The organism is Enterococcus sp. AMC1251, from assembly GCF_058216535.1.
Map to the genome: position 1 here is coordinate 1014849 of NZ_CM177098.1, position 25986 is coordinate 1040834.

A 25986-nucleotide genomic window follows, 5' to 3' on the forward strand; every position below is an offset into this window, starting at 1 on the left:
AAAAAGATGTATGGTATAATAAAAATCATAAATAGACTATGTTTTGCCCAGTACTATCTGGATCTCAATAATAGTTATTAACTTAAAAAAGGGAGATTTTAATTCATGGAAATAAAACGTCAACAAGAAGTTGTAGAAGCTTTTCATTACGACATGCGCACACAGGATATGGAAGAAGTAGAAACGGATCTTAGAGTTGGTTTCTCACCAATCGAATCAACGGATGAAAACTATCCAAAAGAAAATTCAATCATTGCAGCTCGTCTAGAGTTTCGTCTAATTTTTGAGGAGTATGTTTTATCAGGTTCAGTCAGCCAAATCAATCATATCATCAATCATAAGATTGAAACGCAAGAAGATATCTCACAAGAAGAAGTAGATGAGTTGGTTAGTCCATTATTCGATATCGTGCAACGTATGGCTTATGAGATCACTGAAATCGCCTTAGACAAACCAGGTATCCAGTTAAACTTCCAATCAGCAGCTGAATAAGAGTTTGAAGTAAAGGGTTTGCGATAGTTTTAAACTATCACAAACCCTTTTTTTCTATCGTTATAGAAACAAAATGGTATCCCTCAACCTTTTAAATCAGGTACAATAGACCTATCACTAAAAATGAATTGATTTATTTTTAGGGCGGATCGTTGAAGAATGTTCCCCGGGAACCTTTACTTCCTTTGATGGACTTGTCATTAAAATTAAAATATAGGAGGAAAAAAATGACAACACTCATCACTGTTTTAGTGGTCCTTGCATTTCTCGCAGTGTTATACGTCTTTTATCGTATGCAGACAAAACACTATAAGTTTTCTACTCGTGTTTTTGCCGCATTAGGTGTCGGTATTGTACTAGGTGCAATTATTCAATTCACATTCGGTACCCAAGACGAAGTCACAACGCAAGCAATGGAATGGATCGGTATCGTAGGTAATGGATACGTAGCGTTTTTACAAATGCTCGTAATCCCCTTGGTTTTTGTTTCTATCGTAGGAGCATTTACTAAGATGAAAGAATCCAAACAAGTTGGAAAAATTAGCTTTACTGTTTTAGCAACCTTATTAGGGACAACAGCTATAGCAGCTTTGGTTGGAATTGGAACAACTATGTTATTTGGACTACAAGGGGCACAATTTACACAAGGAACGGCAGAAACGGCACGAATCGCAGAACTTGCGACTCGACAGGAAACCGTTGAAAACCTATCGATTCCTCAACAAATTTTATCTTTTATTCCTAAAAATGTTTTTGCCGATTTCGCGGGCACTCGTCCGACAAGTACGATTGGCGTGGTTATTTTTGCAGCATTCGTTGGGATTGCGTATTTAGGTATTAAAAGAAAAGCACCGAAAGAAGCAGAATTTTTTGCAAACTTGATCGACAGTCTTTATAAAATCACGATGCGTATCGTGACATTGGTTTTACGTTTGACACCTTATGGCGTTTTAGCATTGATGACTAATGTTGTTGCGACAAGTGATTATAATGCGATCCTTAATTTAGGGAAATTTGTATTAGCTTCTTACACCGCATTGATCATTGTCATGCTGGTTCACTTAGTAATCTTAATAGCAGTCAAAGTAAATCCTGTTAACTATTTGAAAAAATCATTTCCGGTATTGAGTTTTGCTTTTACGTCAAGATCAAGTGCTGGAGCATTACCTTTAAATATTGAAACACAAACAAAGGCTTTAGGTGTTGATGATGCTACAGCAAACTTTGCTGCAAGTTTTGGTATGTCAATTGGGCAAAATGGCTGTGCAGGGGTTTATCCTGCGATGTTGGCTACGATAGTTGCACCAACGGTAGGAATCAATGTCTTCAGTTTAGAATTTATCTTGATGCTCGTTGCGATTTTAACAATCAGTTCGTTTGGTGTAGCTGGTGTCGGTGGTGGAGCAACGTTTGCTTCATTGATCGTGTTAGGTGCGATGAATTTACCAGTTGCGATTGTTGGTCTGGTCATTTCTGTAGAACCATTGATCGATATGGCTAGAACAGCTGTTAACGTTAGCGACAGTATGGTTGCGGGAATCGTAACTAGTTCGCGGATCAAAGAGTTAGACCGTGATGTATTGAATGATAGCAGCTTAGTTATTGAAGAAAACGCATAAAAAGTCATTCATTTCTCTTTACTAAGAGAGTTAAAAACAAAAGAAGGTAAGATCCTCAACAGATGAACCGCCCCCAAAAAATGTAACTTTTGGGAGGCGGTATTTTTATTTCCATTCTAATTGTAATCCCACACCAACTTCTTCGATTGGAATTTGAGAATGAATCTTGGCTTTTGCTTGAAAAGAAATACAGTGACAAGGATAGAGAGTGGCTATTTGATTATTTTTAAAGTATTCTATTGTTTTGTCTAACTGTAAATCTTCTTCAAACAAATGAAAACCGCCAATGACACTTTTGATTGTTTGAATACCAGTCACTTGTTTGGCATACTCGCAAATATTACTGATACCGCTGTGAGAACAACCTGTGATAATATAAATACCATCGTGACCTTCAAAGACTAAAGCAGAATCGTCTAAAACATAGTCAGGTGTGAAGACTTCTGATAATTTTGTCTCACCTACCTGTTTACGAGGTTCAAAATCTACGAGTTCGGGTATTTCTCCTAGAAATGTGATATTTTGGGAAATCTTAACAGGTTCTTTTGTAAGAAGTAGATCGTAATTTACTTGTAAATCTTCCTTTGTTACTGCAGATCCAATGATCAACTCGTCTTCTTTTTTTGGTAAGAAAGTTAGTGGATGTGCAATAATTTGCAGCTTTTGTCTAGTAAAGATACTTGAAATCATATTTAAACCGCCAGTATGATCATTGTGACCATGAGATAAGGCTAACTTTGTCACTTGGCTTAAATCAATGTTGAGTAAATCAGCATTTTTTTTAAAGACTCCGCTATATCCCGTATCAAAAAGAATTTTTTCTTTTTCATCTTCAATATAAAAAGATAAAGCTGGTTCGCCAAAGTAGTAATGATCAATATAGACATTATTATCTACCAAAACAGTTAATTTCATTTTTTCTCCTTTTTGAAGCAAATTTATTTTCATAAATCTTACCATAGACTATCATAAAAAGTATATAATGAATAAGCATTTATTTTAAAATGAAAAAATAAAGATGAGGAGCAAAAAAATGTTTACTAACCAAATCAAAATAATGTTATATGTGACAAACGTAGAGGAATCAAGCAAGTTCTGGCAAAAAATCGGTTTTGTAGAAAAAGAAAGAGATGCTGTTGACGGCACACTTGTTGTGGAGATTGCGCCAAGCGAAACTGCAGAAACAATGATTGTGTTGTACGATTTAGAATTCATTCAACAACATTCACCAGAAGTTGCTGGTAACACGCCATCATTAATGTTTTTTGCAGATGATGTGATGGAATTATACAAAAAAATGAAAGATGCTGGTGTACGAGTAGGAGAATTAGTTCAATTACCAACTGGATTAGTCTTTAACTTTGCAGATAACGATGAGAATTATTTTGCAGTATCTGGTCAATAATAAGTCAGTTTATACTAACTGCTCAAGCTTTTCTTTTTGGAAAACTTGGGTAGTTTTAATTTTACCTTACTTCTTTATGTGTGCATTTGTACACAAGCAAATAGCTCGCTTTTCTTATTTCTTATTTTATATACTATGTTCGTATGAATAGAAAATGAGGACTGTACAGTTATTATGGAGATAGCAAAACAGTTTCTAAGAAAAAGGAGAAAGATAAAATGGATTACCGCGTATTACTTTATTATAAATACACGACGATTGAAAACCCCGAAGAATTTGCAAAGGAGCATTTAGCTTTTTGTAAATCATTGAACCTAAAAGGAAGAATTCTAGTTGCAACAGAAGGAATTAACGGCACACTTTCAGGAACGATTGCTGATACAGAGGCTTACATGGAAGCGATGCAAGCTGATGAACGTTTTAAAGATACTTATTTCAAAATAGATGAAGTACCAGAGAACGCCTTTCATAAAATGTTTGTCCGTCCTAGAAAAGAACTAGTTTCTTTAAGCTTGGAAGAAGATGTTGATCCGTTAGAAATAACTGGGAAATATTTAGAACCAGCTGAATTTAAAGAAGCGTTACTGGATGAAAATACTGTTTTTATCGATGCAAGAAACGATTATGAATTTGATTTAGGTCACTTTAGAGGGGCGGTTCGTCCTGATATTCGCAACTTTAGAGAATTGCCGCAATGGATCAGAGACAATAAAGAACAATTTATGGATAAAAAAATTGTCACTTATTGTACTGGCGGCATTCGCTGTGAGAAATTTTCTGGCTGGTTGATGAAAGAAGGCTTTGAAGATGTTTCTCAACTTCATGGTGGTATCGCAGTTTATGGAAAAGATCCAGAGACAAGAGGCGAGTTGTGGGATGGAAAAATGTACGTCTTTGATGAGCGAATCAGTGTCGAAATCAATCACGTAGATAAAAAAATCATCGGGAAAGACTGGTTTGACGGCGCACCTTGCGAAAGGTATATCAACTGTGCAAATCCTTTCTGTAATAAGCAAATTTTAGCATCAGAAGAAAATGAAGCGAAGTATCTTGGCAGCTGTTCAGACGAATGTCGCCATCATCCTGCAAACCGCTATGTGATGAGAAATGAACTTTCAGAACAAGAGGTTCAGGCTAGACTTGAAGCAATTGCTAACTAATAAAAATAAGAAGTCGAAGCAAAAGGATGATTCATTCTTGCTTCGACTTTTTTACAACAAAAAGCTAAAAAATAGAACAAAGCAAATCAAAAATACCAAGTTTATAAAAGTGAATTGCAAAATAAACTTTTTTGATTGTGCAGGATAATACTCTTTATATAATTTAAATCCAATCAAATTAGCTAACGAAGCAATGATCGTACCCAAACCACCAAAATTAACTCCCCAAAAAAGTGCTTGAGCTTGATCTGTAAATGGCGCAATCAGAATAGCTGCAGGAACATTACTAATCACCTGACTAAGTAGAATACTTCCAAAAAATGTGTGAGTGTTCGTCGTAAATTGTTCTTTTATAAAAGTTGAAATCATTTCTACTTGAGAAAAATTCCCAACAGCAATAAAAAAAAATACAAATGTCCACAATAATTTATAATCGACTTGCCTAAGCGTTTCTTTATCATAAATAATAAAAATAACTGCAGTGACGGGAATTACAAGAAAATAAGGAAGTACATTAAATACACCCAACAGGATGAAAAGACCAGTCAGACTTAAAAATAGCATTTTTCTCTGATTGATTTGTGGAAGTGGACTATTTTGTTTAGGAATCGCGCTTTTTTTTATAAATAGAAACGAAATCAGCAATAATAGAATTGAAGAAAATAGTAGAACAAAAGACCATTCAAAAAACGTTGCAGTTGAAAGCGAATAGAAGGAGAATAGAAAAAGGTTTTGCGGATTTCCAAATGGGAAAAAACTACTACCTAAATTAGCAGCTACAATTAGTAATACTGCGCCAGCAATCTTGTTTTCCATTGCTGGGAATTTTTTTATGATCGTTAAGTAAATAGGCATTAACGTCAGTATCGCTATATCGTTTGTTAAGATCATTGAACTAATAAATGATAATAAAACGATATTTCTGATTAAACTACGTGTTGTTGCAGAAAAATCAATCATTTTTTCAGCAAAATAGTTTAAAATACCTAGTTTTTCGATGTTCCTGACAAAAAGCATTAAACCGAACAAACAAAAAATAACTTTGAAATCAATGGACTTTAATGAGAACGTACCGAAATAGAAACTGATAATAGCAATAACAAAAGAAACTGTAAATAATAAATCATCACTAAAAAAAGCATTTAATCGCTTCATAACATCATCCCTTTTCGTTGATAGTCTGTTCAAATTTACGTTAAAAAGTGTAAATTATCAAGAATAAAGTGTGTTCGAATAATAAGAAAATGGATCACTCTACATTAAGAGCAATCCATTTTTTATTCCTTTTTAAATATTCAATACTTTATCCAAGAAATCTTTCGTCCGTTCATTTTGCGGATTTTCAAAGATTTGTTGAGGTGAACCATCTTCTAAGAAATTTCCACCATCGATAAACATAACACGATTTGCGACTTCTTTTGCAAAGCCCATTTCATGGGTAACAATGACCATCGTCATTCCCTGTTTTGCTAATTTTTTCATAACATTCAATACATCGCCAACCATCTCAGGATCAAGTGCAGATGTCGGTTCATCGAATAACATGATATCCGGATTCATTGCTAAGGCACGAGCGATTGCTACACGTTGCTTTTGACCGCCAGATAATGATTCTGGATAGCTGTCTTTTTTATCCGCTAACCCAACTGTATCTAAAAGCTTGATTGCTTTTTCTTCTGCTTCTTTTTTTGAAAGACGCCCCAAATCTGTGGGTGCTAACGTAATGTTTTCCATGATCGACAGGTGTGGGAATAGGTTGAAGTGTTGAAAAACCATCCCGATATGTTGACGAATTTTATTAATGTTCGTGTTTTTATCTGTTAGATTTGCTCCGTCGATAATAATATCACCGCTCGTTGCTTCTTCAAGTTGATTCAAACAACGAAGGAAGGTACTTTTACCAGAACCAGAAGGACCAATGACGCAAACAACATCACCTTCTTGGATGGATACATTGATATCGTTAAGAACGGTATTATCACCATATTTTTTTACCAAATGTTCTACTAGAATTTTTTCAGCCATATTATTTCACCTTCTTTTCCAAAACTTTAGCTAATTTCGTCAAAGCTGTAATCAAGATTAAATACATCATCGCAATGACGAAGTAAACCATAGTACTTTGTAAGTTTCTAGCAACAATGATTTTCCCCGTTTGTAACAACTCGATCAAGCCGATTGCAGATAGAATTGTTGTATCTTTTAAAGAGATGACAAACTGATTGACGAAAGAGGGGATCATGATTTTGATTGCTTGTGGTAAAATGATTTTTTGCATTGTACGATTGTATGAAAGACCTAAACTACGTGAAGCTTCCATTTGACCGACTGGCACAGCATTGATACCGCCACGAACGATTTCAGAAATATAAGCACTTGCATTCAGGGTCAATGTAATGATTCCAGCAAGAAAAACGGGAATATTGAAACCTAAAATTCCTGGTAAGCCAAAGTAGATAAAGAAGGCTAGCACCATTAAAGGAATACCACGAATGATATCAACATAAATAGTAGAAATTACACGTAATACTTTAGAAGGAGAAGCGCTGAATAATCCCAAAATCACTCCAACGATTAAGGCTAAAACAAATGAGATTAATGTTAACTGAATCGTCATCCACAACCCACTCAATAAACGTTTCCAATTGTTTTGTATCATGCCTACCAACGTTGATTCATCTATTTTATTTTCAGTAGTACCATCTTTTACATATTTTCCGATAATTTCATCATACTCACCAGTTCGTTTTAATTCAGCTAATCCTTCATTGAACATTTGGATTAGCTCTGGATTTTTCCCTTTTTTAACGGCAAAACCATATTTTCCTCCTTCTTCACGAGTAATCGGAGTAGCTAATGGTTGTTTTTGCGCAACGCCGTAACCAATAACTGGATAGTCGTCCATCATTGCATTAATTTCACCAATTTCAAGGGCGCTGTATAAAGCGTCTGTTGTATCTAGATATTTAATCGAATACCCGTATTTATTCTTGTTAGCTTCAAGGAAGTCAGCACTTTCAGTTCCAATTTTAGCGCCGACTTTTTTGCCTTTTAAATCTTTATAAGAGTGAATCTTGTCATTGCCTTTTTTGACAGCAATTTGTATGCCACTGTTAAAATATGGAGTGGAGAAGTCAAATGATTTTTCACGCTCATCTGTGATCGTCATTCCAGCGATCATTGCATCCGCTTGACCAGATTCAACAGCTTGAACAGCGGAGCTAAAACCGATGAATTTAAATTTGATGTTGAAATCTTGTAGTTCTGCTATTCGCTCAACTAAATCAACATCGATTCCTTCGTACTTACCATCAGCATTTTGAAATTCAAATGGTGCAAATGTAGAGTCACTAGCGATCACATAAGTATCTTTTTTAGATTGAATCTTTTTCATTTTAGAATCGGTATCCGTGATTGTTTCAGTTCCAGTTGAAATATATTTGTCTATAATATCCTCATATTTCCCTGAACGTTTTAATTCTTTCAAACCAGCATTGAATTTTTCGATTAATTCTTTATTTTGTCCTTTTTTTACAGCAAAACCGTAAGAACTACCTGTTTCTTTTTTACCAACCAATTGAAGCTTCTGACCATTTTTTATGGCATAACCTAAAACAGGATAGTCATCAAATATTGCATCGACTTCGCCATTTTCAAGCGATTGATAAAGTCCAGTTGCATCATCGAAATTTTTAATTGTATAGCTATATTTTTCTTGATTTTTCTCTAAAAAAGTTGCACTTTCAGTCCCGACTTTCGCTGCGACTGTTTTTCCTTTTAAGTCTTCGTAATTTTTGATTTTGTCATTGCCTTTTTTGACTGCCATTTGAAGCCCACTGTCGAAATAAGGTTCTGAAAAGTCAAATGATTTTTTACGCTCATCCGTAATACTCATGCCGGCAATCATACCGTCAACTTGCTTTGATTGTACCGCTTGGATCGCGCTGTCAAAGCCAAGTGGTTTCAGATTCACTTTAAAATCTTGATCTTTTGCGATTGCTTGAAGCAAATCAACATCAATTCCGACATATTCTCCTTTAGAATCTTGGAATTCAAAAGGGGCAAATGTCAAATCTGTTCCTATATTATATGTTTTTTCCTCAGCCTGAGCATCTTGCCCAAGGGTAAATGTCAGTAGACTTGCTATCATCACAATGAATGAGAGTAAAAAGTGTTTCCTTTTCATAAAATACCTCCTATATTTGCATATTAGATAATTATATAGTAAAAAAAGGCAAAAGCACAAGTCATTCACAATGAGAAATTCAAAAAAAACTCATTTCCTAACATCTTATGTAATAAAATGTAACATCAGATAAATAGAAAATATTAATTTTAGAACAGTATATCTAATTGTCAAAGATAAATAAAATATAAATTCGTAAAAATTGCGTATACGCAACTCGTTTTATAACTAGCGAAAATATGTTCGGTATGTTAAAATAATTAAAGGAGTTTCCTTCATTTTTTCAATTTGGAAATTCTTATAAATAGAGTGAATCTCCAAATTGAAAAAATAGATATTTTATAGTTATAACAGCGTATATCTCACAAAATTTGGTGGATTGTTTTATTTATTTTTATTGAATTAACTTAATAAATGAAGTAAGAGGAGGATGTTGGATGATAGAAAGAGAGACCTCCAATACATTTGACTTAGTGTCAAAATACAAGCCGGATGGAGATCAGCCAGAAGCAATCAAGCGGTTAGTTGAAGGCATCGAAGGTGGAGAAAAAGCCCAAATTTTATTGGGTGCCACAGGAACTGGTAAAACATTTACGATGTCCAATGTTATAACAGAAGTAAACAAACCCACATTGGTGATTGCCCATAATAAGACCTTAGCTGGACAGCTTTATGGAGAGTTTAAAGAATTCTTCCCTAATAACGCGGTCGAGTATTTTGTTAGTTATTATGACTATTACCAACCAGAAGCGTATGTTCCTTCAAGCGATACTTATATAGAAAAAGACGCTAGTATCAATGATGAAATCGATAAACTACGACATTCAGCGACAAGTTCTTTATTAGAAAGAAACGATGTAATCGTGGTAGCCTCCGTTTCATGTATTTTTGGTTTAGGTGATCCTAAGGAATATAGTGAACAAGTTGTCTCTATTCGCGTGGGGATGGAAATGGATCGCAGTCAGTTATTAACAGATCTTGTAAACATTCAATTTGAACGAAACGATATTGATTTTCAGCGTGGTCGTTTTCGCGTACGTGGTGATGTAGTGGAAATTTTCCCTGCCTCAAGAGATGATCATGCCTTAAGAGTTGAATTTTTTGGTGATGAAATTGAACGGATAAGAGAAGTCGATGCTTTAACCGGTGAAGTAATTGGTGAGACTGAACATGTGGCGATTTTTCCAGCAACCCACTTTGTGACCAATGAAGACCATATGGAACATGCGATTGCACAAATCCAAGAAGAATTAGAGGCTCGTTTAACAGTCTTGCGCAGTGAAAATAAATTGTTAGAAGCACAACGTTTAGAGCAACGAACCAATTACGATATCGAGATGATGAGAGAAATGGGCTACACGTCTGGTATCGAAAATTATTCTCGTCATATGGATGGACGATCAGAAGGAGAACCACCGTATACGTTGATCGACTTCTTCCCAGATGATTTTTTACTCGTGATCGATGAATCCCATGTATCAATGCCCCAAATTCGCGGGATGTATAATGGTGACCGTGCTAGAAAACAAATGCTAGTAGATTACGGCTTCCGTTTGCCTAGTGCTTTGGATAATCGTCCGTTACGTTTAGAAGAATTCGAAAAACATGTGCATCAAGTCGTCTATGTTTCTGCAACACCCGGACCTTATGAGCATGAACAAACAGATACCGTGATTCCGCAAATCATTCGACCAACTGGATTGTTAGATCCATTAATTGAAGTTCGACCGATTATGGGACAAATTGATGATTTAGTCGGTGAAATCCATGATCGTGTGGAGAAGGATCAGCGTGTATTTATTACAACGTTAACAAAGAAAATGTCTGAAGATTTAACAGATTATCTGAAAGAACTAGGAATCAAGGTTAAGTATCTTCATAGTGATATCAAAACGCTAGAACGAACGGAAATCATTCGCGATTTACGTTTAGGTGAGTTTGATGTACTGATCGGAATCAACTTGCTTCGTGAAGGGCTGGATGTACCGGAAGTATCATTGATTGCAATTTTGGATGCCGATAAAGAAGGTTTCTTGAGAAGTGAACGATCATTGATCCAAACAATTGGTCGTGCCGCTCGTAATTCAGATGGTCGTGTCATTATGTATGCGGATAAAATTACTGATTCGATGCAAAAAGCAATGGATGAAACGGCACGTCGTCGTTCGATCCAAGAAAAATATAATGAAGAATACGGCATTGTACCAAAAACAATTATTAAGGAAATTCGTGAGTTGATCTCAATTTCTAAAACAAATGAAAAAGGTGAAACAATCAAGATTGATAAGTCTTATCATGAATTGAGTCGCCAAGAAAAAGCTGATTTATTGATGAAATTAGAAAAAGAAATGCGAGATGCAGCTAAAGCGTTAGACTTTGAAACGGCTGCGACTTTAAGAGATACGATTTTGGAGTTGAAAGCTGCAGAGTAAAATAGATACTCTTATCAATTAGGAGTAAGAGACGCTAGACTTCGTTTCAACTTTCAATTTCTAAGTGCTAAAACACTAAGAATCGAAGGTTGGGGATCGACGTTTCCAGCGGTCACCTTGTGCTGTTCAACATCAGCTCAAAAAAAATACTCGCTGTGTTTCGAGAAAAAGGATCAACGTTCCCAGCGGTCACCTTGTGCTGTTCAACATCAGCTCAAAAAATACTCGCTGTGTTTCACAGCAAAGGAGAGAAGTAATGGCAAATGATAAAATCGTCATACATGGCGCACGCGCACATAATTTGAAAAATATAGATGTTACGATTCCTCGTGACAAGATGGTTGTCGTCACGGGGTTATCTGGTTCTGGGAAAAGTTCACTGGCCTTTGATACATTATACGCTGAAGGTCAGCGCCGGTATGTGGAAAGTCTTTCAGCGTATGCGAGACAATTTTTAGGACAGATGGATAAACCAGATGTCGATAGTATTGACGGTCTTAGTCCAGCGATTTCTATCGATCAAAAAACAACAAGTAAAAATCCTCGATCAACAGTTGGAACAGTAACGGAAATCAACGATTATTTAAGACTGTTGTTTGCTCGTGTTGGTCATCCAATTTGCCCTAACGATGGAACTGAAATTAGCAGTCAATCTGTTGAACAAATGGTAGACAAAGTGCTGGAACTGCCGGAAAAAACGAAGCTTCAAGTATTAGCACCTGTAATCGTCAAGAAGAAAGGCCAGCACAAAAAAGTTTTTGAAATGATTCAACGTGAAGGCTATGTTCGAATGCGAGTTGATGGAGAAACGTATGATGTAACAGAAGCACCTGAACTTGAGAAAAATAAAAAACATGATATTGCAATTGTCATTGACCGAATCGTAGTAAAAGAAGGAATCCGTTCTCGCTTATTTGATTCATTTGAAGCGGCATTACGACTTGCTGATGGTTATGCATTAGTTGATGTAGTCGACGGAGAAGAAATGCTCTTTAGTGAACATTACGCCTGTCCATATTGCGGGTTTACAGTGGGCGAATTGGAACCAAGGTTGTTTTCTTTCAATGCACCATTTGGAGCGTGTCCTGATTGTGATGGCTTAGGAATAAAATTAGAAGTTGATCGCGATTTAGTTATACCTGACCCAACCAAAACATTGCGTGAAGGAGCAATCGCCCCTTGGAATCCAATTAGCTCGCAATACTATCCCCAAATGCTGGAGCAAGCGGCGGATAGTTTTAATATCGATATGGATACACCGTTCGAAGAGCTGCCAGAAGAACATCAAGAGATTATTTTAAATGGATCTAATGGTGAACCTTTCCATTTTCATTATGAAAATGATTTTGGCGGAGTCCGTGATGTGGAAGTACCGTTTGAAGGTGTTTTAACGAATATAAAACGTCGCTACCATGAAACAAATAGTGACTTTACACGTGATCAAATGCGTTTATATATGACAGAATTAACCTGTCAGACATGTAAGGGTTATCGTTTGAACCCTCAAGCTTTGTCCGTCAAAATAGATAATACAAATATCGGTCAAGTTAGTGAGTTGGCTATTAAAAATGCGGTTCAATTTTTTGAGACTGTTAAGTTATCCGAACAAGAGCAAATAATTGCTAAACCAATCTTGAAAGAAGTAGAAGATCGTTTGAACTTCTTAAAAAATGTTGGACTTGATTATTTAACACTTAGCCGAGCAGCTGGTACCTTATCAGGTGGGGAAGCACAACGGATTCGTTTAGCAACACAGATTGGCTCGAACTTATCGGGTGTACTATATATATTAGATGAACCGTCGATCGGACTGCACCAACGAGATAACGATCGTTTGATCGAATCTCTTAAGAAAATGCGTGATTTAGGAAATACATTGATCGTGGTAGAACATGATGAAGACACGATGCGAGCATCTGATTATTTAATCGATGTAGGACCAGGTGCTGGACATTTAGGTGGAGAAATCGTTGCTTCAGGAACACCAGATGAAGTAGCCAAAAATCCTGATTCATTAACCGGACAATATCTTTCTGGTAAAAAAGTAATTCCGGTTCCTAAAGAACGTCGTAAAGGCAATGGCAAAAAAATCAAAGTGACAGGTGCAACTGAAAATAACCTGAAAAATGTCACAGTTGAATTTCCTCTAGGAGAGTTTGTTGCTGTTACAGGCGTTTCTGGATCAGGGAAAAGTACCTTGGTCAATCAAATTTTGAAAAAAGCTCTAGCACAAAAAATAAACCGTAATTCAAATAAACCAGGCAAACACAAAAGTATCACTGGGTATAAAAATATAGAAAAAATCATCGATATCGATCAAAGTCCTATTGGCCGTACACCGCGAAGTAATCCGGCAACCTATACAAGTGTTTTTGATGATATTCGTGATTTATTTGCGAAAACCAACGAAGCAAAAGTGCGTGGTTACAAAAAGGGACGATTTAGTTTTAATGTTAAAGGTGGTCGGTGTGAAGCATGTCGTGGAGATGGAATCATTAAGATCGAAATGCATTTTTTACCAGATGTATATGTTCCATGTGAAGTATGTCATGGCAAACGCTACAATTCTGAAACACTGGAAGTTCATTACAAAGGAAAGAATATTTCTGATATCTTAGATTTAACAGTGGAAGATGCAGTAGATTTCTTTAAACACATTCCAAAAATCCATCGTAAATTGAAAACAATCGTTGATGTAGGATTGGGTTATGTTACTTTGGGTCAACCAGCAACGACATTATCTGGTGGAGAAGCACAGCGGATGAAATTAGCAAGTGAATTGCATAAAAAATCCGATGGCAAAAATTTCTATATCTTGGATGAACCGACAACTGGATTGCATACAGATGATATTGCTCGCTTACTTGTCGTATTAGAGAGACTTGTTGAATCTGGGAATACTGTACTTGTTATTGAACATAATCTAGATGTAATTAAATCAGCAGATCATGTAATTGATTTAGGTCCAGAAGGTGGAGATGGCGGTGGAATGATTGTCGCGACAGGGACACCAGAAGAGATTGCTAAAGTCAAAGCAAGTTATACTGGGAAGTACTTAAAACGTGTTTTATAAATTGGTATACTCCTTTTTGGAGAAATATTATTTTTTAAGAAAGTATAAAGTTTGAATGGGAATCAACAATTGTGTTTGATTTAACTGAATGTTTGAAGTAGAATGATTGTGGTTAGATGTATTGTTCAACCTTATTGGTATATATCTTTCCTTCTATAAATAATCCGTTCAGAAAAGAAAAACGCAGCCTTCATTATTGGAAGGCTGTCTTTTTTTTATTAAAAATATTATCTTTTCTCTGAAAAGTTAGAGTGAGCGACTGTCTGGAAAAATGAGGGGGGATAATAAAAAACTAAAAAAATCATTTGTAAATCACCTTAATTTAAAAATAGTCAAAAAAAGAAAGTATTTATACGTAAATTGAGCGGTATTTTATTTGAAATCATGATATTCTATAGTTATCAAAAAAGTATGAAAGGATGATTTTTTCTTGGAAAAAAAAGAAATAAAGATTGGCGCACATTATGTTTGTCATGGATCAAATTTTTCTTGGTTTTTTGTAGGAGAGGCCATCTCCAAAAAAGAAGAAGATATACAAGTTAGGGTCGTTAAATGCCATCCTGCAGACCGTCCAGTTATAAATTGTGATGATCCTATTTTGAATTTAGAATATTTTGACGTGATTGAAGATGCGTAGTCTTTTGAATAATGTATCTCGTATTAGATACTCATACTTTAACAGGGAATAATAATATAGATTGTCAGAAAAATTGATAAAGTAAAATAAAAGACAAAAATGGACTTCTAAAGTTCTTTTTTTGTCTTTTTTCACTATTATATTTTTTTAATATTAATCATATTTAATTTAAATAATGTGGAAATGGATTTACATTAATGAAAATTGGGCATTTATATTATGAAATAATAAGTATACTAAATTTCAATACAGTAAATAAGAGAACTTTAGCTTTTAGAAATCAAAATAGAGGGAGTATCATCTGTATTGCTTTTTGTACTATTTATAAAAACGTAATTCACGCTTGTGTTACACAATTTTTTTAGTTTCAATTTATAAAAAGTTTGAAAGAAACACTAGAATCATTTGAAAAGCTTTCTTTGATACACCCGGGATGCTATAATTAGTAAAATGGCTTAAAAGGAGCGCTAAAAAATGGCTGATAATTTGCAATTAGTTATAATCACTGGAATGAGCGGAGCAGGAAAGACTGTAGCCATTCAAAGTTTTGAAGATATGGGGTATTTTTGTATTGACAACATGCCTCCAAGTTTGATTCCTAAATTTTGGGAATTGATCAAAGAATCTGGAAAAGTGACGAAAATCGCTTTAGTGATTGATTTACGCTCACGTAATTTCTTTAGAGAAATTCAAGATATGTTAGTGGAACTTGAAAATACGAACTTGATCGATACAACAATTATGTTTTTAGATGCAACGGATGAAGAACTTGTTTCTCGTTATAAAGAAACACGTCGTGCGCATCCTTTAGCGATGGATGGCCTGATCACAGAAGGCATCAGAAAAGAACGAGCGATTCTTGAAGAAATCAGAGGCGATGCTCAAGTTGTAATTGATACGACTGATTTATCTCCTAGACAATTACGCGAACGTATCAATGAAGAGTTTAAATCTAGAGATACACATGAATTTCGTGTAGAACTCGTGTCATTTGGTTTTAAGTATGGCTTACCCATCGATGCTGATATAGTTATGGATGTTCGTTTTTTACCAAATCCGCATTACATTCCAGCGTTGAGACCACTGACAGGACAAGATCCTTCTGTCTATGATTACGTGATGAGCTTCCAAGAAACAGAAAAATTTTACACCCGATTTATTGATTTGTTGCAAAATGTAATGCCTGGTTATGAAAAAGAAGGCAAATCAAGTATTACAATTGCTATCGGTTGTACAGGTGGACAGCATCGTTCGGTTGCTTTGACAGAACGTTTGGGCAATGAGCTTGAACAAGGTTATCATGTTAATATTACGCATAGGGATAAAGACAAGCGGAAAGAAACGGTAAACCGCTCATGAAAATGAAAACCTATCGTATTAGAAAACCAAAAATTGTTGTTGTTGGCGGTGGAACTGGTTTGCCTGTTATTCTAAAAAGTTTACGTAATCAAAGTGCGGATATTACCGCTGTTGTAACTGTTGCAGATGATGGAGGAAGTAGTGGTGAGATTCGTGAGTCGATGAATATGACACCGCCAGGAGATTTACGTAACGTACTAGTGGCCTTATCAGATATGCCGCAACTATATGAAGATATTTTTCAGTATCGTTTTGACAAATCAGATAACTATTTTGCTAATCATGCAATCGGAAATTTGATCATTGCAGCTGTTTCAGAAATGCGTGGGAGTACGTATGAGGCGATTCAGTTACTCTCAAAAATGATGCATGTGGACGGACATGTTTATCCTTCATCAGAAAGACCTCTAACCTTACACGCTGTTTTTAAAGATGGCTCTATTGCAGTTGGGGAATCAAGTATTGCAGTTGATCGAAAAACGATTGATCATGTCTTTGTGACCAATACAAATGACGATGAGCAGCCTAAAGCCGCTAGAAAAGTAGTGAAAGCAATAGAAGAAGCCGATATGATTGTTTTGGGTCCAGGAAGCATGTTTACAAGTATTTTGCCTAACTTAGTGATCAATGAAATTGGAGAAGCGATCATCAATGCCAAAGGAGAAGTAGTTTACATTTGTAATATCATGACCCAAAAAGGTGAAACTGAACATTTTACTGATGCAGATCATGTGTGTGTTCTACATGAGCATCTTAAAAATAAATTTATTGATACCGTTTTAGTCAATACTGAAAAAGTTCCAGATGGTTACATGGATCCAGAAATTTATGATGAATATTTAGTTCAAGTGGAACATGATTTCCAGAAGTTGAGAGATGAAGGCTGTCGTGTAATTTCTACAGATTTTTTGAAATTACGTGATGGTGGCGTTTTTCATGATGGTGATAAAGTTGTAGATGAACTATTTCGGATTGTATTCGGTGCAAAATATTAAAGAGTAAGAGAGGAGGGACGGAGGTTGTCTTTTGCAGCAGATGTAAAAAAAGAGCTGACGACTTTAGAAGTTCATCGGGAACATGCCAGAGCAGAACTAGCGGCTTTAATTCGTATGAACGGTTCATTAAGCATTGTGAATCAGCAATTTGTACTAAATGTCCAAACTGAAAATGCAGCGATTGCCAGACGAATCTATTCTCTGTTGAAAGACCATTACAATGCTCGCTCAGAATTATTAGTTCGAAAAAAAATGAAATTAAAAAAGAATAACGTTTATATCGTACGTTTGAAACAAGATACGAAAAATGTGCTTGCTGATTTAGATATTTTGGATGGGATGATGTTTAATACTCATGTATCCGATGAAATTATGGGGAATGCCCAAAAAATGAGATCTTATTTAAGAGGTGCATTTATGGCATCTGGATCAGTCAATAATCCTGAAACAAGTCGCTATCATTTGGAAATATTTTCAATTTATGAAGAACATAACGATGATATTTGCCAGATGCTGAACTATTATGATTTAAATGCACGAACCTTAGAGCGGCGTAATGGGTATATTTCCTACTTAAAAGGAGCTGAGCGAATCGCTGATTTTCTGACGTTGATTGGTGCGACAAATTCAATGTTGAAATTTGAAGATGTCCGAATTGTTCGTGATATGCGTAATTCAGTGAACCGCTTAGTCAATTGTGAAACAGCCAATCTTAATAAAACAATCGATGCTGCGTCAAAACAAATCGAAAATATTCAGTATATCGAAAGTGTGGTAGGCTTAACTGCGTTGCCAGACAAATTACAGGAAATTGCAGAATTACGTTTAGAATATCCAGAAGTGAGCTTAAAAGAATTAGGTGAAATGATCCCTTCAGGAGCAATTTCAAAGTCTGGAATTAATCACCGAATTCGTAAAATTAATGAATTTGCGGATAAGTTAAGAGAAAAAAGTGCATGAATTCTTATTAGATACGGATTGTTATGCCAAAGCAGAAGAAAGCTAGGTGAACTAAATGGGTGTAGAAGATAAAGATTTTATTATGAGGCAGATCAAACAACTTGGAGAAGGTCTAGGTAATTTTCTTGGAAAAGAAGATGTGGATAAAATCTTGAGTTTTGGTGAAGATGCTGAAAAAGAGGTTGAAGATTCTACTTCAGAAAAGAAATTGAGCTCTAATGATGATAATAAAGTCCAAAAAGATGGCGATCAAAATAAAAGTGTTTAGATTGGCAGCGTAGTAGTTGTTTCTTTACACCACCACCGTTTATTTATATTTTTAAGGTTTTGGGATGTAGTGACTGGAAGTGTCATTACTTCTCAAAACCTTATTTTTTTATTTACCTTTTAAATAACCAATTAATTCTTCTTTAGTAATGGATTCATCAAAGATATGCTCCCCAATCACGATCGTTGGTACAAATTTAATATTTGCTGCTTCCGCTTCTGCAACTACTGATTGAACAATTGTTGCTTCTTTCTTTTCAGATAGTTGCAAATTATCTTTTGCGAACACTGCCACATCTTCTAAAGAAAGATTTCCCCATTGATCTTGCATATCATACATTTGTTTTAGATCGGTCAATCCTTTTTCTGGTAAATCATAATCGACATGGTGATGCATCACATTACCGCGTTGCAAGCTTTCTTTTTCTTTATCTAATAGTTTGATAATTCGCTGAACTTTGCCATCTTTAATATATTCATTCAATAGATCAAACGAATCCTCAAACCATTTTTTACAATAAGGGCAACGAACGTTCATAAATTCTACCATTTTTATTGGGGCTGAGTCTTTCCCAATTGCCAAACCATTTTTTGTAGTAACTTTTGTTGCATCAATCACTGAAATATCCATGTTAATAACATCCTTTCATTTCTTCTATCTTTAGTGTAGCGCTTTTTGTCACTAGTTTAAATAAAAATGCCCAAAATTTCAAAAGAATTTTTGGACATCAATAGTATTATTTGTTTAAAGAGGTGCTATTTTCCATTACTTCATCGATTAAACCGTATTCTTTTGCTTGTTGAGCAGTCATGAAATTATCACGATCAGTATCACGTTCAATGACTTCAAGTGGTTGACCAGTGCGTTCAGCTAAAATTTTATTTAGGCGATCACGTGTATCAAGAATGTGTTTCGCTGCAATTTCGATCTCAGTTGCTTGACCTTGAGCTCCACCAAGAGGTTGATGGATCATGATTTCAGCATTTGGTAATGCGAAACGTTTGCCTTTTGTGCCGGCAGTTAATAAGAAACTTCCCATAGAAGCTGCCATACCTAGAACAATTGTTTGTACATCAGCTTTGACAAAATTCATTGTGTCGAAAATTGCTAATCCAGCAGAAACACTTCCTCCTGGCGAGTTGATATAAATATAGATGTCTTTTTCAGAGTCTTGTGCATCCAAAAATAGTAATTGGGCAATGACTGAGTTTGCTACATTATCATCGATCGGACCACTTAACATGATGATTCTATCTTTTAATAATCGTGAATAAATATCATATGCTCTTTCTCCACGAGATGATTGTTCAATGACCGTTGGTATTAAATTCATAGTATATTCCTCCTATATAAAAAACTCTTCAAATCATTTTATCACAAAGCATACCTTAATGCTTAAAAAAAGTATACTTTATTGGTCAATAAAGGTCAACTTTAATGCACTGAATTAAGTAAAAAAAGGGTGAAAAACAAAAGTGATTTACTTTTGTTTTTCACCCTAAGTACTGACAAATAGAGAAAACAGGAGTAATCTCTTTTTTTCAATTATTATGAGGTAACAACAATATTCCCATTTTGATCAGCAGGTTTAAGTAATGTAATAATTGCTGTGAAAAATGCAATTATTACAGGAATCCATGTCCAGCAGAATACTAAGTACATGATTCCTTTCCCTGTAAAACCAGAATAGAATTTATGAGCACCAATTCCACCTAAAAATAAGGCTAATATAAAATAAACCCATTTATTAACGACTCTACCATGCTGTACATAGCCACCAACTGACTGTGTCTGTGTATTGTTATTTTCATTAACGATGTTGATATTGATCTTATCTTGCAGATTTTCTGTTGCATTTGTAGCTTGTTCTGCTTTGTGAATGATTAGTTCATCACCATCTTCAAAAACATCAACAAGATCACCGATTTCCGGCTTAAAATTGAACCATTCATACAATGCATGTGTCGTACTTCCATCTTCGTTAGCAATAACCACATCATCAAAATCTAACTTAATCACTTTTTTCCCCATTCTATCTTCCCCAACTCTCATATATAATATTACTACTGTCATATTATATCATCAACTAAATGAGTAATCTAGATTATTCAATAAAAGAAATAATCAAAATACCAAAAAAAAAGTGAAAAAAATAAGCGAAAAATTATTTTTTTTCGTATATTTTTGTCCTCATGAAGGAATATGTTATACTAAAAAACAAGAACGAAAAGAGTGAGGGAATCCAAATGGTTGTTTTTATTACAGGGATAACTGGTGTCTTAATTGGTGCAGTTGTCGTATCGGTGGGTATTGCTTTACGTGTGAATTATGATGAACGCAAAGCTGTACGTTATCGAGAATTAGAAAATTTTGTCAAAGAAATAGAGACCTTAAATCTTTTGAACAAAAAAATTAATGAGATTCTACAAAAAAGAGATATCTATGTAGATAAGTCCGTGAATTTTCTATCAATGGACGATTGTTATATCAGTATTGATGACTTTATCTATTTAGAATCATTTTCGGCACAAAATAATTTTTATTTGCCTACATACCTGATTGAAGAATTCTTCAAAAAAATCTCCCATAGAAAAATCATATTAACACCTGATGAAGTAATTTCAATGGGGGGAAGTACGTATAAAGGCGGCCGAGTTATTTTAGAAAGCTTTTCCGAGGAGTTATTGTCTATTATTGAAGATAAGAAGAGACAGATGAAACGTTTAACTCACAAACCTTTGTATTATTTTCAAAGAGGATAACATTGTAGGGGAAAACGAGGTTTTGGTAAGAGTTGTTTAAGATCGAGTACTCAGTAGGTAATGATAAGCTTCGACTTATTGCCTCGAGATATTTCTTGTTAATTGAACTAAAAACCGCACAATGTTCAAGCATTGTGCGGTTTTTAGTTCGATTAACGAGAAACTGCTTTTTACAGTTTCTACTCGGATTCTCGTTTTTATTTGGAGGTTAGTTAAATAATTTTACGTAGGTATTGAGGGAATAGATTATTTAGGTCACTTAATTTTTATCTCAAAGCTAACTTAAGATATTGAGTAAAAAAATAGCAACTGCTGTTTTTAGAATTTTCTGAATTTTTTTACCAAATTATATTGACATTCTCATTTAATAGGTTTATAGTTAGTAAAAGCTTTTATTTATCACATGCCATTTTAATCTTTATAGATTTTTTAAAAGAGGAGACCGTTGCCATGAAGAAGATAGACAATAATCACGTATTAGTCATTATTTTATCGTGTAGGACTTAGAACACTGAGAAATTTCGCAGATGTTAGAGTCCTGTTTGTCTTTGGTAAATGGGGGTCTTACTAAAGCATCCCATTCAATCGATGGGGTGTTTTTTTTGTAGAAATCTTTATAAAGAAGAGGTGGCAGAGTAAATAAGAAAATGAATCAGAAGAAGCAAAAAAAGAGATCTTCTGGAGATAACTGAATTGGAGTGGATGAACAATGCGTAGTGATAAAATCAAAAAAGGAATCGAGGCGGCTCCCGCCAGAAGTTTGCTTTATGCAACTGGGCAAGTAAAAAATGCCAAAGATATGAACAAACCGTTTATAGCTATTTGTAATTCTTATATTGATATAGTTCCAGGACATGTGCATTTAAGAGAATTAGCGGATGTTGCTAAAGAGGCGATCCGTGAAGCTGGAGGAATTCCTTTCGAATTTAACACGATTGGTGTAGATGACGGTATTGCTATGGGACATATTGGTATGCGTTATTCATTGCCAAGTAGAGAAATCATTGCAGATGCAGCAGAGACTGTGATTAATGCACATTGGTTTGATGGTGTTTTCTATATTCCTAACTGTGACAAAATCACTCCAGGAATGCTGATGGCAAGTGTTCGAACGAATGTACCAGCTATCTTTTGTTCAGGTGGCCCAATGAAAGCTGGCATTGATCCAACAGGACATACGTTGACACTTTCGAATATGTTTGAAGCCGTTGGCACCTTTAAAGAAGGCAAAATGACGGAAGAAGAATTCAATTTTATGGAGCAAAATGCCTGTCCAACTTGCGGATCATGTGCAGGGATGTTTACAGCAAATTCCATGAATTGCTTGATGGAAGTTTTAGGGATGGCATTACCAGGAAATGGGACGATTTTAGCTGTATCAGATGAACGCAGAGAACTTGTTAGACAATCAGCTTTCCATTTGATGGATCTAGTCAAAAAACAAATCAAACCAAGAGATATCATCACAAAGGAAGCAATCGATGATGCGTTTGCATTAGATATGGCAATGGGCGGTTCAACAAATACCGTCCTGCATACACTAGCGATTGCCAATGAAGCAGAGATCGATTACAACTTAGAAGAAGTTAATGCGATTGCTGAACGTGTGCCTTATTTATCTAAAATTGCCCCATCATCTGCTTATTCGATGCATGATGTTCATGAAGCAGGAGGTGTTCCTGCGATCATGAAGGAGCTAGTAGACTTAGGGAATGCGATTCATCCAGATCGTATCACTGTTACCGGAAAAACAATTCGTGAAAATGTTCAAGATGCCGTAATCAAAAATAAAGAAGTTATCCATCCAAAAGAAAATCCGTATAGCCCAGTTGGTGGTTTATCGATCTTGTACGGAAACATTGCACCCAAAGGCAGTGTAATCAAAGTTGGTGGAGTGGACCCATCAATTAAAAAGTTTGTGGGAAAAGCAATTTGTTTCAGTTCTCATGACGAAGCCGTTGCTGCAATCGATGATCATACTGTGAAAAAAGGTCATGTTGTTGTGATTCGTTACGAAGGACCGAAGGGCGGACCGGGTATGCCGGAAATGCTGGCACCAACATCAAGTATCGTTGGACGAGGCTTAGGAAAAGATGTTGCTTTGATTACCGATGGTCGTTTTTCTGGAGCAACTCGTGGAATAGCAGTGGGGCATATTTCTCCAGAAGCTGCTGCAGGAGGGCCTATTGCGTTAGTCGAAGATGGAGATGAAATTGAAATTGATTTAACCAATCGTACATTAGAATTGCACGTGTCGGATGAAGAGCTAGCGAAAAGAAATGATCAATTGCCGAAATTTAAAGCTAAGGTAAAAACAGGATATTTGGCTCGTTACACGGCTCTAGTAACATCAGCTCATACAGGAGGAATCATGCAGATTCCAGAAGACTTACTTGACTAGAAGAGGAGGGAAGCTTATGTCTGAACAAGAGAGAAAGATGAAAACTGGCTCAAAAATTTTGATTGATGCATTATTGAAACAAAAGGTGGAAATGATTTTTGGTTATCCAGGTGGAGCAGTCCTCCCTCTATATGATGCATTATATGATGGCGATATTCCTCATATTCTAACCAGACATGAACAAGGAGCTGTTCATGCGGCAGAAGGATATGCTAAAGCCACAGGAAAACCAGGTGTAGTGATTGTGACGAGCGGTCCAGGTGCGACAAATGCAATCACTGGAATTGCTGATGCGATGAGCGACTCGATCCCAATGGTGGTATTTACTGGTCAAGTCGTTACTGCTGGTATTGGCAAAGATGCTTTTCAAGAGGCTGATGTAATTGGGCTGACAATGCCAATCACTAAAAATAATTATCAAGTTCGAGAAACCAAAGAATTACCAAGGATCATTGAAGAAGCTTTTCACATTGCAACAACTGGTAGAAAAGGACCGGTTGTGATCGATTTACCTAAAGACATGACGATTATGGAAACCGATGCGGATATAGAGGTGAAATTAAACTTACCAAGTTATCAGCCAACGGTTAAGCCGAATAAACTTCAAGTAAAAAAGCTGATGAAAGCTTTATCGATTGCAAAAAAACCATTGGTATTGATTGGTGCTGGCGTTTTGCATGCTGATGGAGGGAAAGAACTAGTAACGTTCATCAACAAATATCAAATACCAGCATTGAGTTCGTTGTTAGGGCTAGGTGCTGTTCCTACAGATAATGAACTATTTCTAGGAATGGGGGGGATGCATGGCTCTTTTGCTGCAAATATGGCATTAACAGATTGCGACTTTTTAATAAATATAGGGTCTCGTTTTGATGATCGTTTAGCCAGTGCTCCGAAGGAATTTGCGCCTAATGCAGTCATTGCTCATGTCGATATTGATCCAGCTGAAATTGGAAAAACAATCGATACACAAATTCCAATTGTGGCTGACGCTAAAGAAACATTAAAAGAAATGCTAAAATTCGATATCGAATGTGCAGATAGTACAGAGTGGAAAAATTTGAACTTTTCCAGAAAAGAACTACACCCATTCAAATATGACAAAGAGCAACACATAGAAATTAAACCGCAAAAAGTTATCGAATTTATTGGTGAACTAACTAATGGTGAAGCGATTGTTGCAACAGATGTAGGTCAGCATCAAATGTGGGCAGCTCAGTTTTATCCATTCAAACATGAAAAACAGCTTGTGACAAGTGGTGGTCTTGGAACGATGGGATACGGTGTACCTGCAGCGATTGGTGCAAAGCTAGGTTGCCCAGATAAAGAGGTCGTACTTTTTGTGGGAGATGGCGGCTTCCAGATGACGAACCAAGAATTAGCTATTTTAAATATATACAATATTCCGATCAAAATTGTGATTTTGAATAATCAATCGTTAGGAATGGTGCGCCAATGGCAAGAAAGTTTTTTCAATGAGCGTCGTTCGGAATCAGTGTTTAAAACTCAACCAGATTTTGTAAAAATGGCAGAAGCTTATCATATTAAAGGAATTCGAATAGATAATCCTGAAACTGTGGAATCTCAATTAACAGAAGCGTTTACGGAGACAGGTCCTTTGCTGATCGAAGTCATGGTATCGTCAACAGAACATGTATTACCAATGGTTCCAGCGGGCAAAGCAAACTATCAGATGCTGGGGGTGGACTAAATGAGACGAATCATTACGGCAACAGTCAATAATAATTCTGGTGTTTTAAATCGATTTAGTGGCGTGTTGACACGTAGACAAGTCAATATCGACAGTATTTCTGTGGGACCGACTGAATTAGACAAGGTCTCACGAATCACGATCATTATTCAAGTGACAGATTTAAATGAAAGTGAACAAGTTACCAAACAATTAAATAAGCAAATTGATGTAATCAAAGTTTCTGATATAACAGATGAACCACATTTGGAAAGAGAATTAGCATTAGTCAAAGTCAATGCTCCTGCAGCGGTTCGAGCAGAATTATTCTCCGTGATTGATCCGTTTCGAGCGAATGTGATTGATGTTGGTACACGCTCTGTGGTTATTCAAGTGACAGGAACGAGTGAAAAAATCAGTGCTTTTGTTGATGTTGTTGCACCTTATGGCATTAAACAATTAGCACGAACAGGTGTTACCGGATTTACCAGAGGCAACAACTAAGAATAGGTCTTAAAGCATACGCTTATAAGCATAAAAAATTTGG

At 35.8% G+C, this 25986-nt stretch carries 22 protein-coding genes; 15 read left to right on the forward strand and 7 right to left on the reverse strand.

All coding sequences use genetic code 11. The features are described from left to right. The first annotated feature begins 105 nt into the window (after positions 1 to 105). Together AC4BBR_RS04730 and AC4BBR_RS04735 are read left to right on the forward strand one after the other, a co-directional pair. Positions 106 to 492 carry a DUF1149 family protein gene (locus AC4BBR_RS04730; protein WP_490461408.1) on the forward strand — a complete coding sequence of 129 codons (387 nt, stop codon included), beginning with the start codon at positions 106 to 108 and terminating at the stop codon, positions 490 to 492. 227 nt (positions 493 to 719) lie between these two features. Then, positions 720 to 2111 (forward strand): L-cystine transporter, encoded by a 1392-nt coding sequence (locus AC4BBR_RS04735; RefSeq protein WP_490461409.1) that lies wholly within the window; start codon positions 720 to 722, stop codon positions 2109 to 2111. Positions 2112 to 2216: 105 nt separating this feature from the next. On the opposite strand, the gene AC4BBR_RS04740 is transcribed toward AC4BBR_RS04735, so the two are convergent. Further along, positions 2217 to 3026, reverse strand: a complete 810-nt coding sequence (locus tag AC4BBR_RS04740) for an MBL fold metallo-hydrolase (RefSeq protein ID WP_490461410.1) — start codon at positions 3024 to 3026, stop codon at positions 2217 to 2219. 118 nt (positions 3027 to 3144) lie between these two features. Between AC4BBR_RS04740 and AC4BBR_RS04745 the strand changes: the two genes are divergently transcribed. After that, the gene (locus AC4BBR_RS04745; RefSeq protein ID WP_025872573.1) at positions 3145 to 3516 is read left to right on the forward strand and encodes a VOC family protein; all 372 of its coding nucleotides are present in this window, start codon (positions 3145 to 3147) and stop codon (positions 3514 to 3516) included. A gap of 218 nt (positions 3517 to 3734) precedes the next feature. Then, the gene (gene trhO / locus AC4BBR_RS04750) at positions 3735 to 4676 is read left to right on the forward strand and encodes an oxygen-dependent tRNA uridine(34) hydroxylase TrhO (RefSeq protein WP_490461411.1); all 942 of its coding nucleotides are present in this window, start codon (positions 3735 to 3737) and stop codon (positions 4674 to 4676) included. Positions 4677 to 4727: 51 nt separating this feature from the next. Here the strand turns inward: trhO and AC4BBR_RS04755 are convergent, their stop codons facing one another. From AC4BBR_RS04755 to AC4BBR_RS04765, 3 genes are all read right to left on the reverse strand, one after another. Then, positions 4728 to 5831: an SLC13 family permease gene (locus tag AC4BBR_RS04755; RefSeq protein WP_490461412.1), complete on the reverse strand. Its 1104-nt coding sequence runs from the start codon at positions 5829 to 5831 to the stop codon at positions 4728 to 4730. Between the two features lie 132 nt (positions 5832 to 5963). Beyond that, the gene (locus AC4BBR_RS04760) at positions 5964 to 6701 is read right to left on the reverse strand and encodes an amino acid ABC transporter ATP-binding protein (protein ID WP_490461413.1); all 738 of its coding nucleotides are present in this window, start codon (positions 6699 to 6701) and stop codon (positions 5964 to 5966) included. Between the two features lies 1 nt (position 6702). Next, positions 6703 to 8862: an amino acid ABC transporter substrate-binding protein/permease gene (locus AC4BBR_RS04765; protein ID WP_490461414.1), complete on the reverse strand. Its 2160-nt coding sequence runs from the start codon at positions 8860 to 8862 to the stop codon at positions 6703 to 6705. Between the two features lie 437 nt (positions 8863 to 9299). Between AC4BBR_RS04765 and uvrB the strand changes: the two genes are divergently transcribed. The 7 genes from uvrB (at position 9300) to AC4BBR_RS04800 (ending at position 18586) form a co-directional block, all read left to right on the forward strand. Continuing rightward, on the forward strand, positions 9300 to 11294 hold the full coding sequence (gene uvrB, locus AC4BBR_RS04770; RefSeq protein ID WP_490461415.1) for an excinuclease ABC subunit UvrB: 1995 nt from the start codon (positions 9300 to 9302) through the stop codon (positions 11292 to 11294). Positions 11295 to 11550: 256 nt separating this feature from the next. Further along, positions 11551 to 14367 (forward strand): excinuclease ABC subunit UvrA, encoded by a 2817-nt coding sequence (gene uvrA / locus AC4BBR_RS04775; protein WP_490461416.1) that lies wholly within the window; start codon positions 11551 to 11553, stop codon positions 14365 to 14367. A 430-nt stretch (positions 14368 to 14797) separates the two neighbouring features. After that, entirely contained in the window at positions 14798 to 15004 is a 207-nt protein-coding gene (locus tag AC4BBR_RS04780) for a hypothetical protein (RefSeq protein WP_490461417.1), read from the forward strand. A gap of 474 nt (positions 15005 to 15478) precedes the next feature. Next, positions 15479 to 16363 (forward strand): RNase adapter RapZ, encoded by an 885-nt coding sequence (gene rapZ / locus AC4BBR_RS04785; RefSeq protein ID WP_490461418.1) that lies wholly within the window; start codon positions 15479 to 15481, stop codon positions 16361 to 16363. Beyond that, on the forward strand, positions 16360 to 17358 hold the full coding sequence (locus AC4BBR_RS04790) for a gluconeogenesis factor YvcK family protein (protein WP_490461419.1): 999 nt from the start codon (positions 16360 to 16362) through the stop codon (positions 17356 to 17358). Before rapZ ends, AC4BBR_RS04790 begins: the two co-directional genes overlap by 4 nt. A 24-nt stretch (positions 17359 to 17382) precedes the next feature. Continuing rightward, a complete protein-coding gene (whiA, locus tag AC4BBR_RS04795) occupies positions 17383 to 18318 on the forward strand; it encodes a DNA-binding protein WhiA (RefSeq protein ID WP_490461420.1) in 936 nt (311 codons plus the stop codon). Positions 18319 to 18373: 55 nt separating this feature from the next. Further along, on the forward strand, positions 18374 to 18586 hold the full coding sequence (locus tag AC4BBR_RS04800) for a hypothetical protein (RefSeq protein WP_490461421.1): 213 nt from the start codon (positions 18374 to 18376) through the stop codon (positions 18584 to 18586). A gap of 108 nt (positions 18587 to 18694) precedes the next feature. On the opposite strand, the gene AC4BBR_RS04805 is transcribed toward AC4BBR_RS04800, so the two are convergent. The 3 genes from AC4BBR_RS04805 to AC4BBR_RS04815 form a co-directional block, all read right to left on the reverse strand. Further along, the gene (locus AC4BBR_RS04805) at positions 18695 to 19216 is read right to left on the reverse strand and encodes a DsbA family protein (protein WP_490461422.1); all 522 of its coding nucleotides are present in this window, start codon (positions 19214 to 19216) and stop codon (positions 18695 to 18697) included. Between the two features lie 106 nt (positions 19217 to 19322). Then, positions 19323 to 19919, reverse strand: coding sequence for an ATP-dependent Clp endopeptidase proteolytic subunit ClpP (gene clpP, locus AC4BBR_RS04810; protein ID WP_490461423.1), 597 nt, complete (start codon positions 19917 to 19919; stop codon positions 19323 to 19325). A gap of 215 nt (positions 19920 to 20134) precedes the next feature. After that, complete coding sequence (locus AC4BBR_RS04815) at positions 20135 to 20659, reverse strand: TM2 domain-containing protein (protein WP_490461424.1); 525 nt, start codon at positions 20657 to 20659, stop codon at positions 20135 to 20137. 173 nt (positions 20660 to 20832) lie between these two features. On the opposite strand from AC4BBR_RS04815, the gene AC4BBR_RS04820 reads away from it, so the two are divergent. The 4 genes from AC4BBR_RS04820 (at position 20833) to ilvN (ending at position 25943) form a co-directional block, all read left to right on the forward strand. Next, a complete protein-coding gene (locus AC4BBR_RS04820; protein ID WP_490461425.1) occupies positions 20833 to 21348 on the forward strand; it encodes a hypothetical protein in 516 nt (171 codons plus the stop codon). 709 nt (positions 21349 to 22057) lie between these two features. Beyond that, entirely contained in the window at positions 22058 to 23749 is a 1692-nt protein-coding gene (gene ilvD / locus AC4BBR_RS04825; protein WP_490461426.1) for a dihydroxy-acid dehydratase, read from the forward strand. Positions 23750 to 23765: 16 nt separating this feature from the next. Further along, a complete protein-coding gene (gene ilvB, locus AC4BBR_RS04830) occupies positions 23766 to 25460 on the forward strand; it encodes a biosynthetic-type acetolactate synthase large subunit (RefSeq protein WP_490461427.1) in 1695 nt (564 codons plus the stop codon). Beyond that, positions 25461 to 25943, forward strand: a complete 483-nt coding sequence (ilvN, locus tag AC4BBR_RS04835; RefSeq protein ID WP_490461428.1) for an acetolactate synthase small subunit — start codon at positions 25461 to 25463, stop codon at positions 25941 to 25943. Positions 25944 to 25986: the final 43 nt, after the last annotated feature.

Coding starts and splice junctions, on each gene's coding strand:
- AC4BBR_RS04730 (WP_490461408.1), top strand. CDS start 106: ATGGAAATAAAACGTCAACAAGAAGTTGTAGAAGCTTTTCATTACGAC.
- AC4BBR_RS04735 (WP_490461409.1), top strand. CDS start 720: ATGACAACACTCATCACTGTTTTAGTGGTCCTTGCATTTCTCGCAGTG.
- AC4BBR_RS04740 (WP_490461410.1), bottom strand. CDS start 3,026: ATGAAATTAACTGTTTTGGTAGATAATAATGTCTATATTGATCATTAC.
- AC4BBR_RS04745 (WP_025872573.1), top strand. CDS start 3,145: ATGTTTACTAACCAAATCAAAATAATGTTATATGTGACAAACGTAGAG.
- trhO (WP_490461411.1), top strand. CDS start 3,735: ATGGATTACCGCGTATTACTTTATTATAAATACACGACGATTGAAAAC.
- AC4BBR_RS04755 (WP_490461412.1), bottom strand. CDS start 5,831: ATGAAGCGATTAAATGCTTTTTTTAGTGATGATTTATTATTTACAGTT.
- AC4BBR_RS04760 (WP_490461413.1), bottom strand. CDS start 6,701: ATGGCTGAAAAAATTCTAGTAGAACATTTGGTAAAAAAATATGGTGAT.
- AC4BBR_RS04765 (WP_490461414.1), bottom strand. CDS start 8,862: ATGAAAAGGAAACACTTTTTACTCTCATTCATTGTGATGATAGCAAGT.
- uvrB (WP_490461415.1), top strand. CDS start 9,300: ATGATAGAAAGAGAGACCTCCAATACATTTGACTTAGTGTCAAAATAC.
- uvrA (WP_490461416.1), top strand. CDS start 11,551: ATGGCAAATGATAAAATCGTCATACATGGCGCACGCGCACATAATTTG.
- rapZ (WP_490461418.1), top strand. CDS start 15,479: ATGGCTGATAATTTGCAATTAGTTATAATCACTGGAATGAGCGGAGCA.
- AC4BBR_RS04790 (WP_490461419.1), top strand. CDS start 16,360: ATGAAAATGAAAACCTATCGTATTAGAAAACCAAAAATTGTTGTTGTT.
- AC4BBR_RS04800 (WP_490461421.1), top strand. CDS start 18,374: ATGGGTGTAGAAGATAAAGATTTTATTATGAGGCAGATCAAACAACTT.
- AC4BBR_RS04805 (WP_490461422.1), bottom strand. CDS start 19,216: ATGGATATTTCAGTGATTGATGCAACAAAAGTTACTACAAAAAATGGT.
- clpP (WP_490461423.1), bottom strand. CDS start 19,919: ATGAATTTAATACCAACGGTCATTGAACAATCATCTCGTGGAGAAAGA.
- AC4BBR_RS04815 (WP_490461424.1), bottom strand. CDS start 20,659: ATGACAGTAGTAATATTATATATGAGAGTTGGGGAAGATAGAATGGGG.
- AC4BBR_RS04820 (WP_490461425.1), top strand. CDS start 20,833: ATGGTTGTTTTTATTACAGGGATAACTGGTGTCTTAATTGGTGCAGTT.
- ilvD (WP_490461426.1), top strand. CDS start 22,058: ATGCGTAGTGATAAAATCAAAAAAGGAATCGAGGCGGCTCCCGCCAGA.
- ilvB (WP_490461427.1), top strand. CDS start 23,766: ATGTCTGAACAAGAGAGAAAGATGAAAACTGGCTCAAAAATTTTGATT.
- ilvN (WP_490461428.1), top strand. CDS start 25,461: ATGAGACGAATCATTACGGCAACAGTCAATAATAATTCTGGTGTTTTA.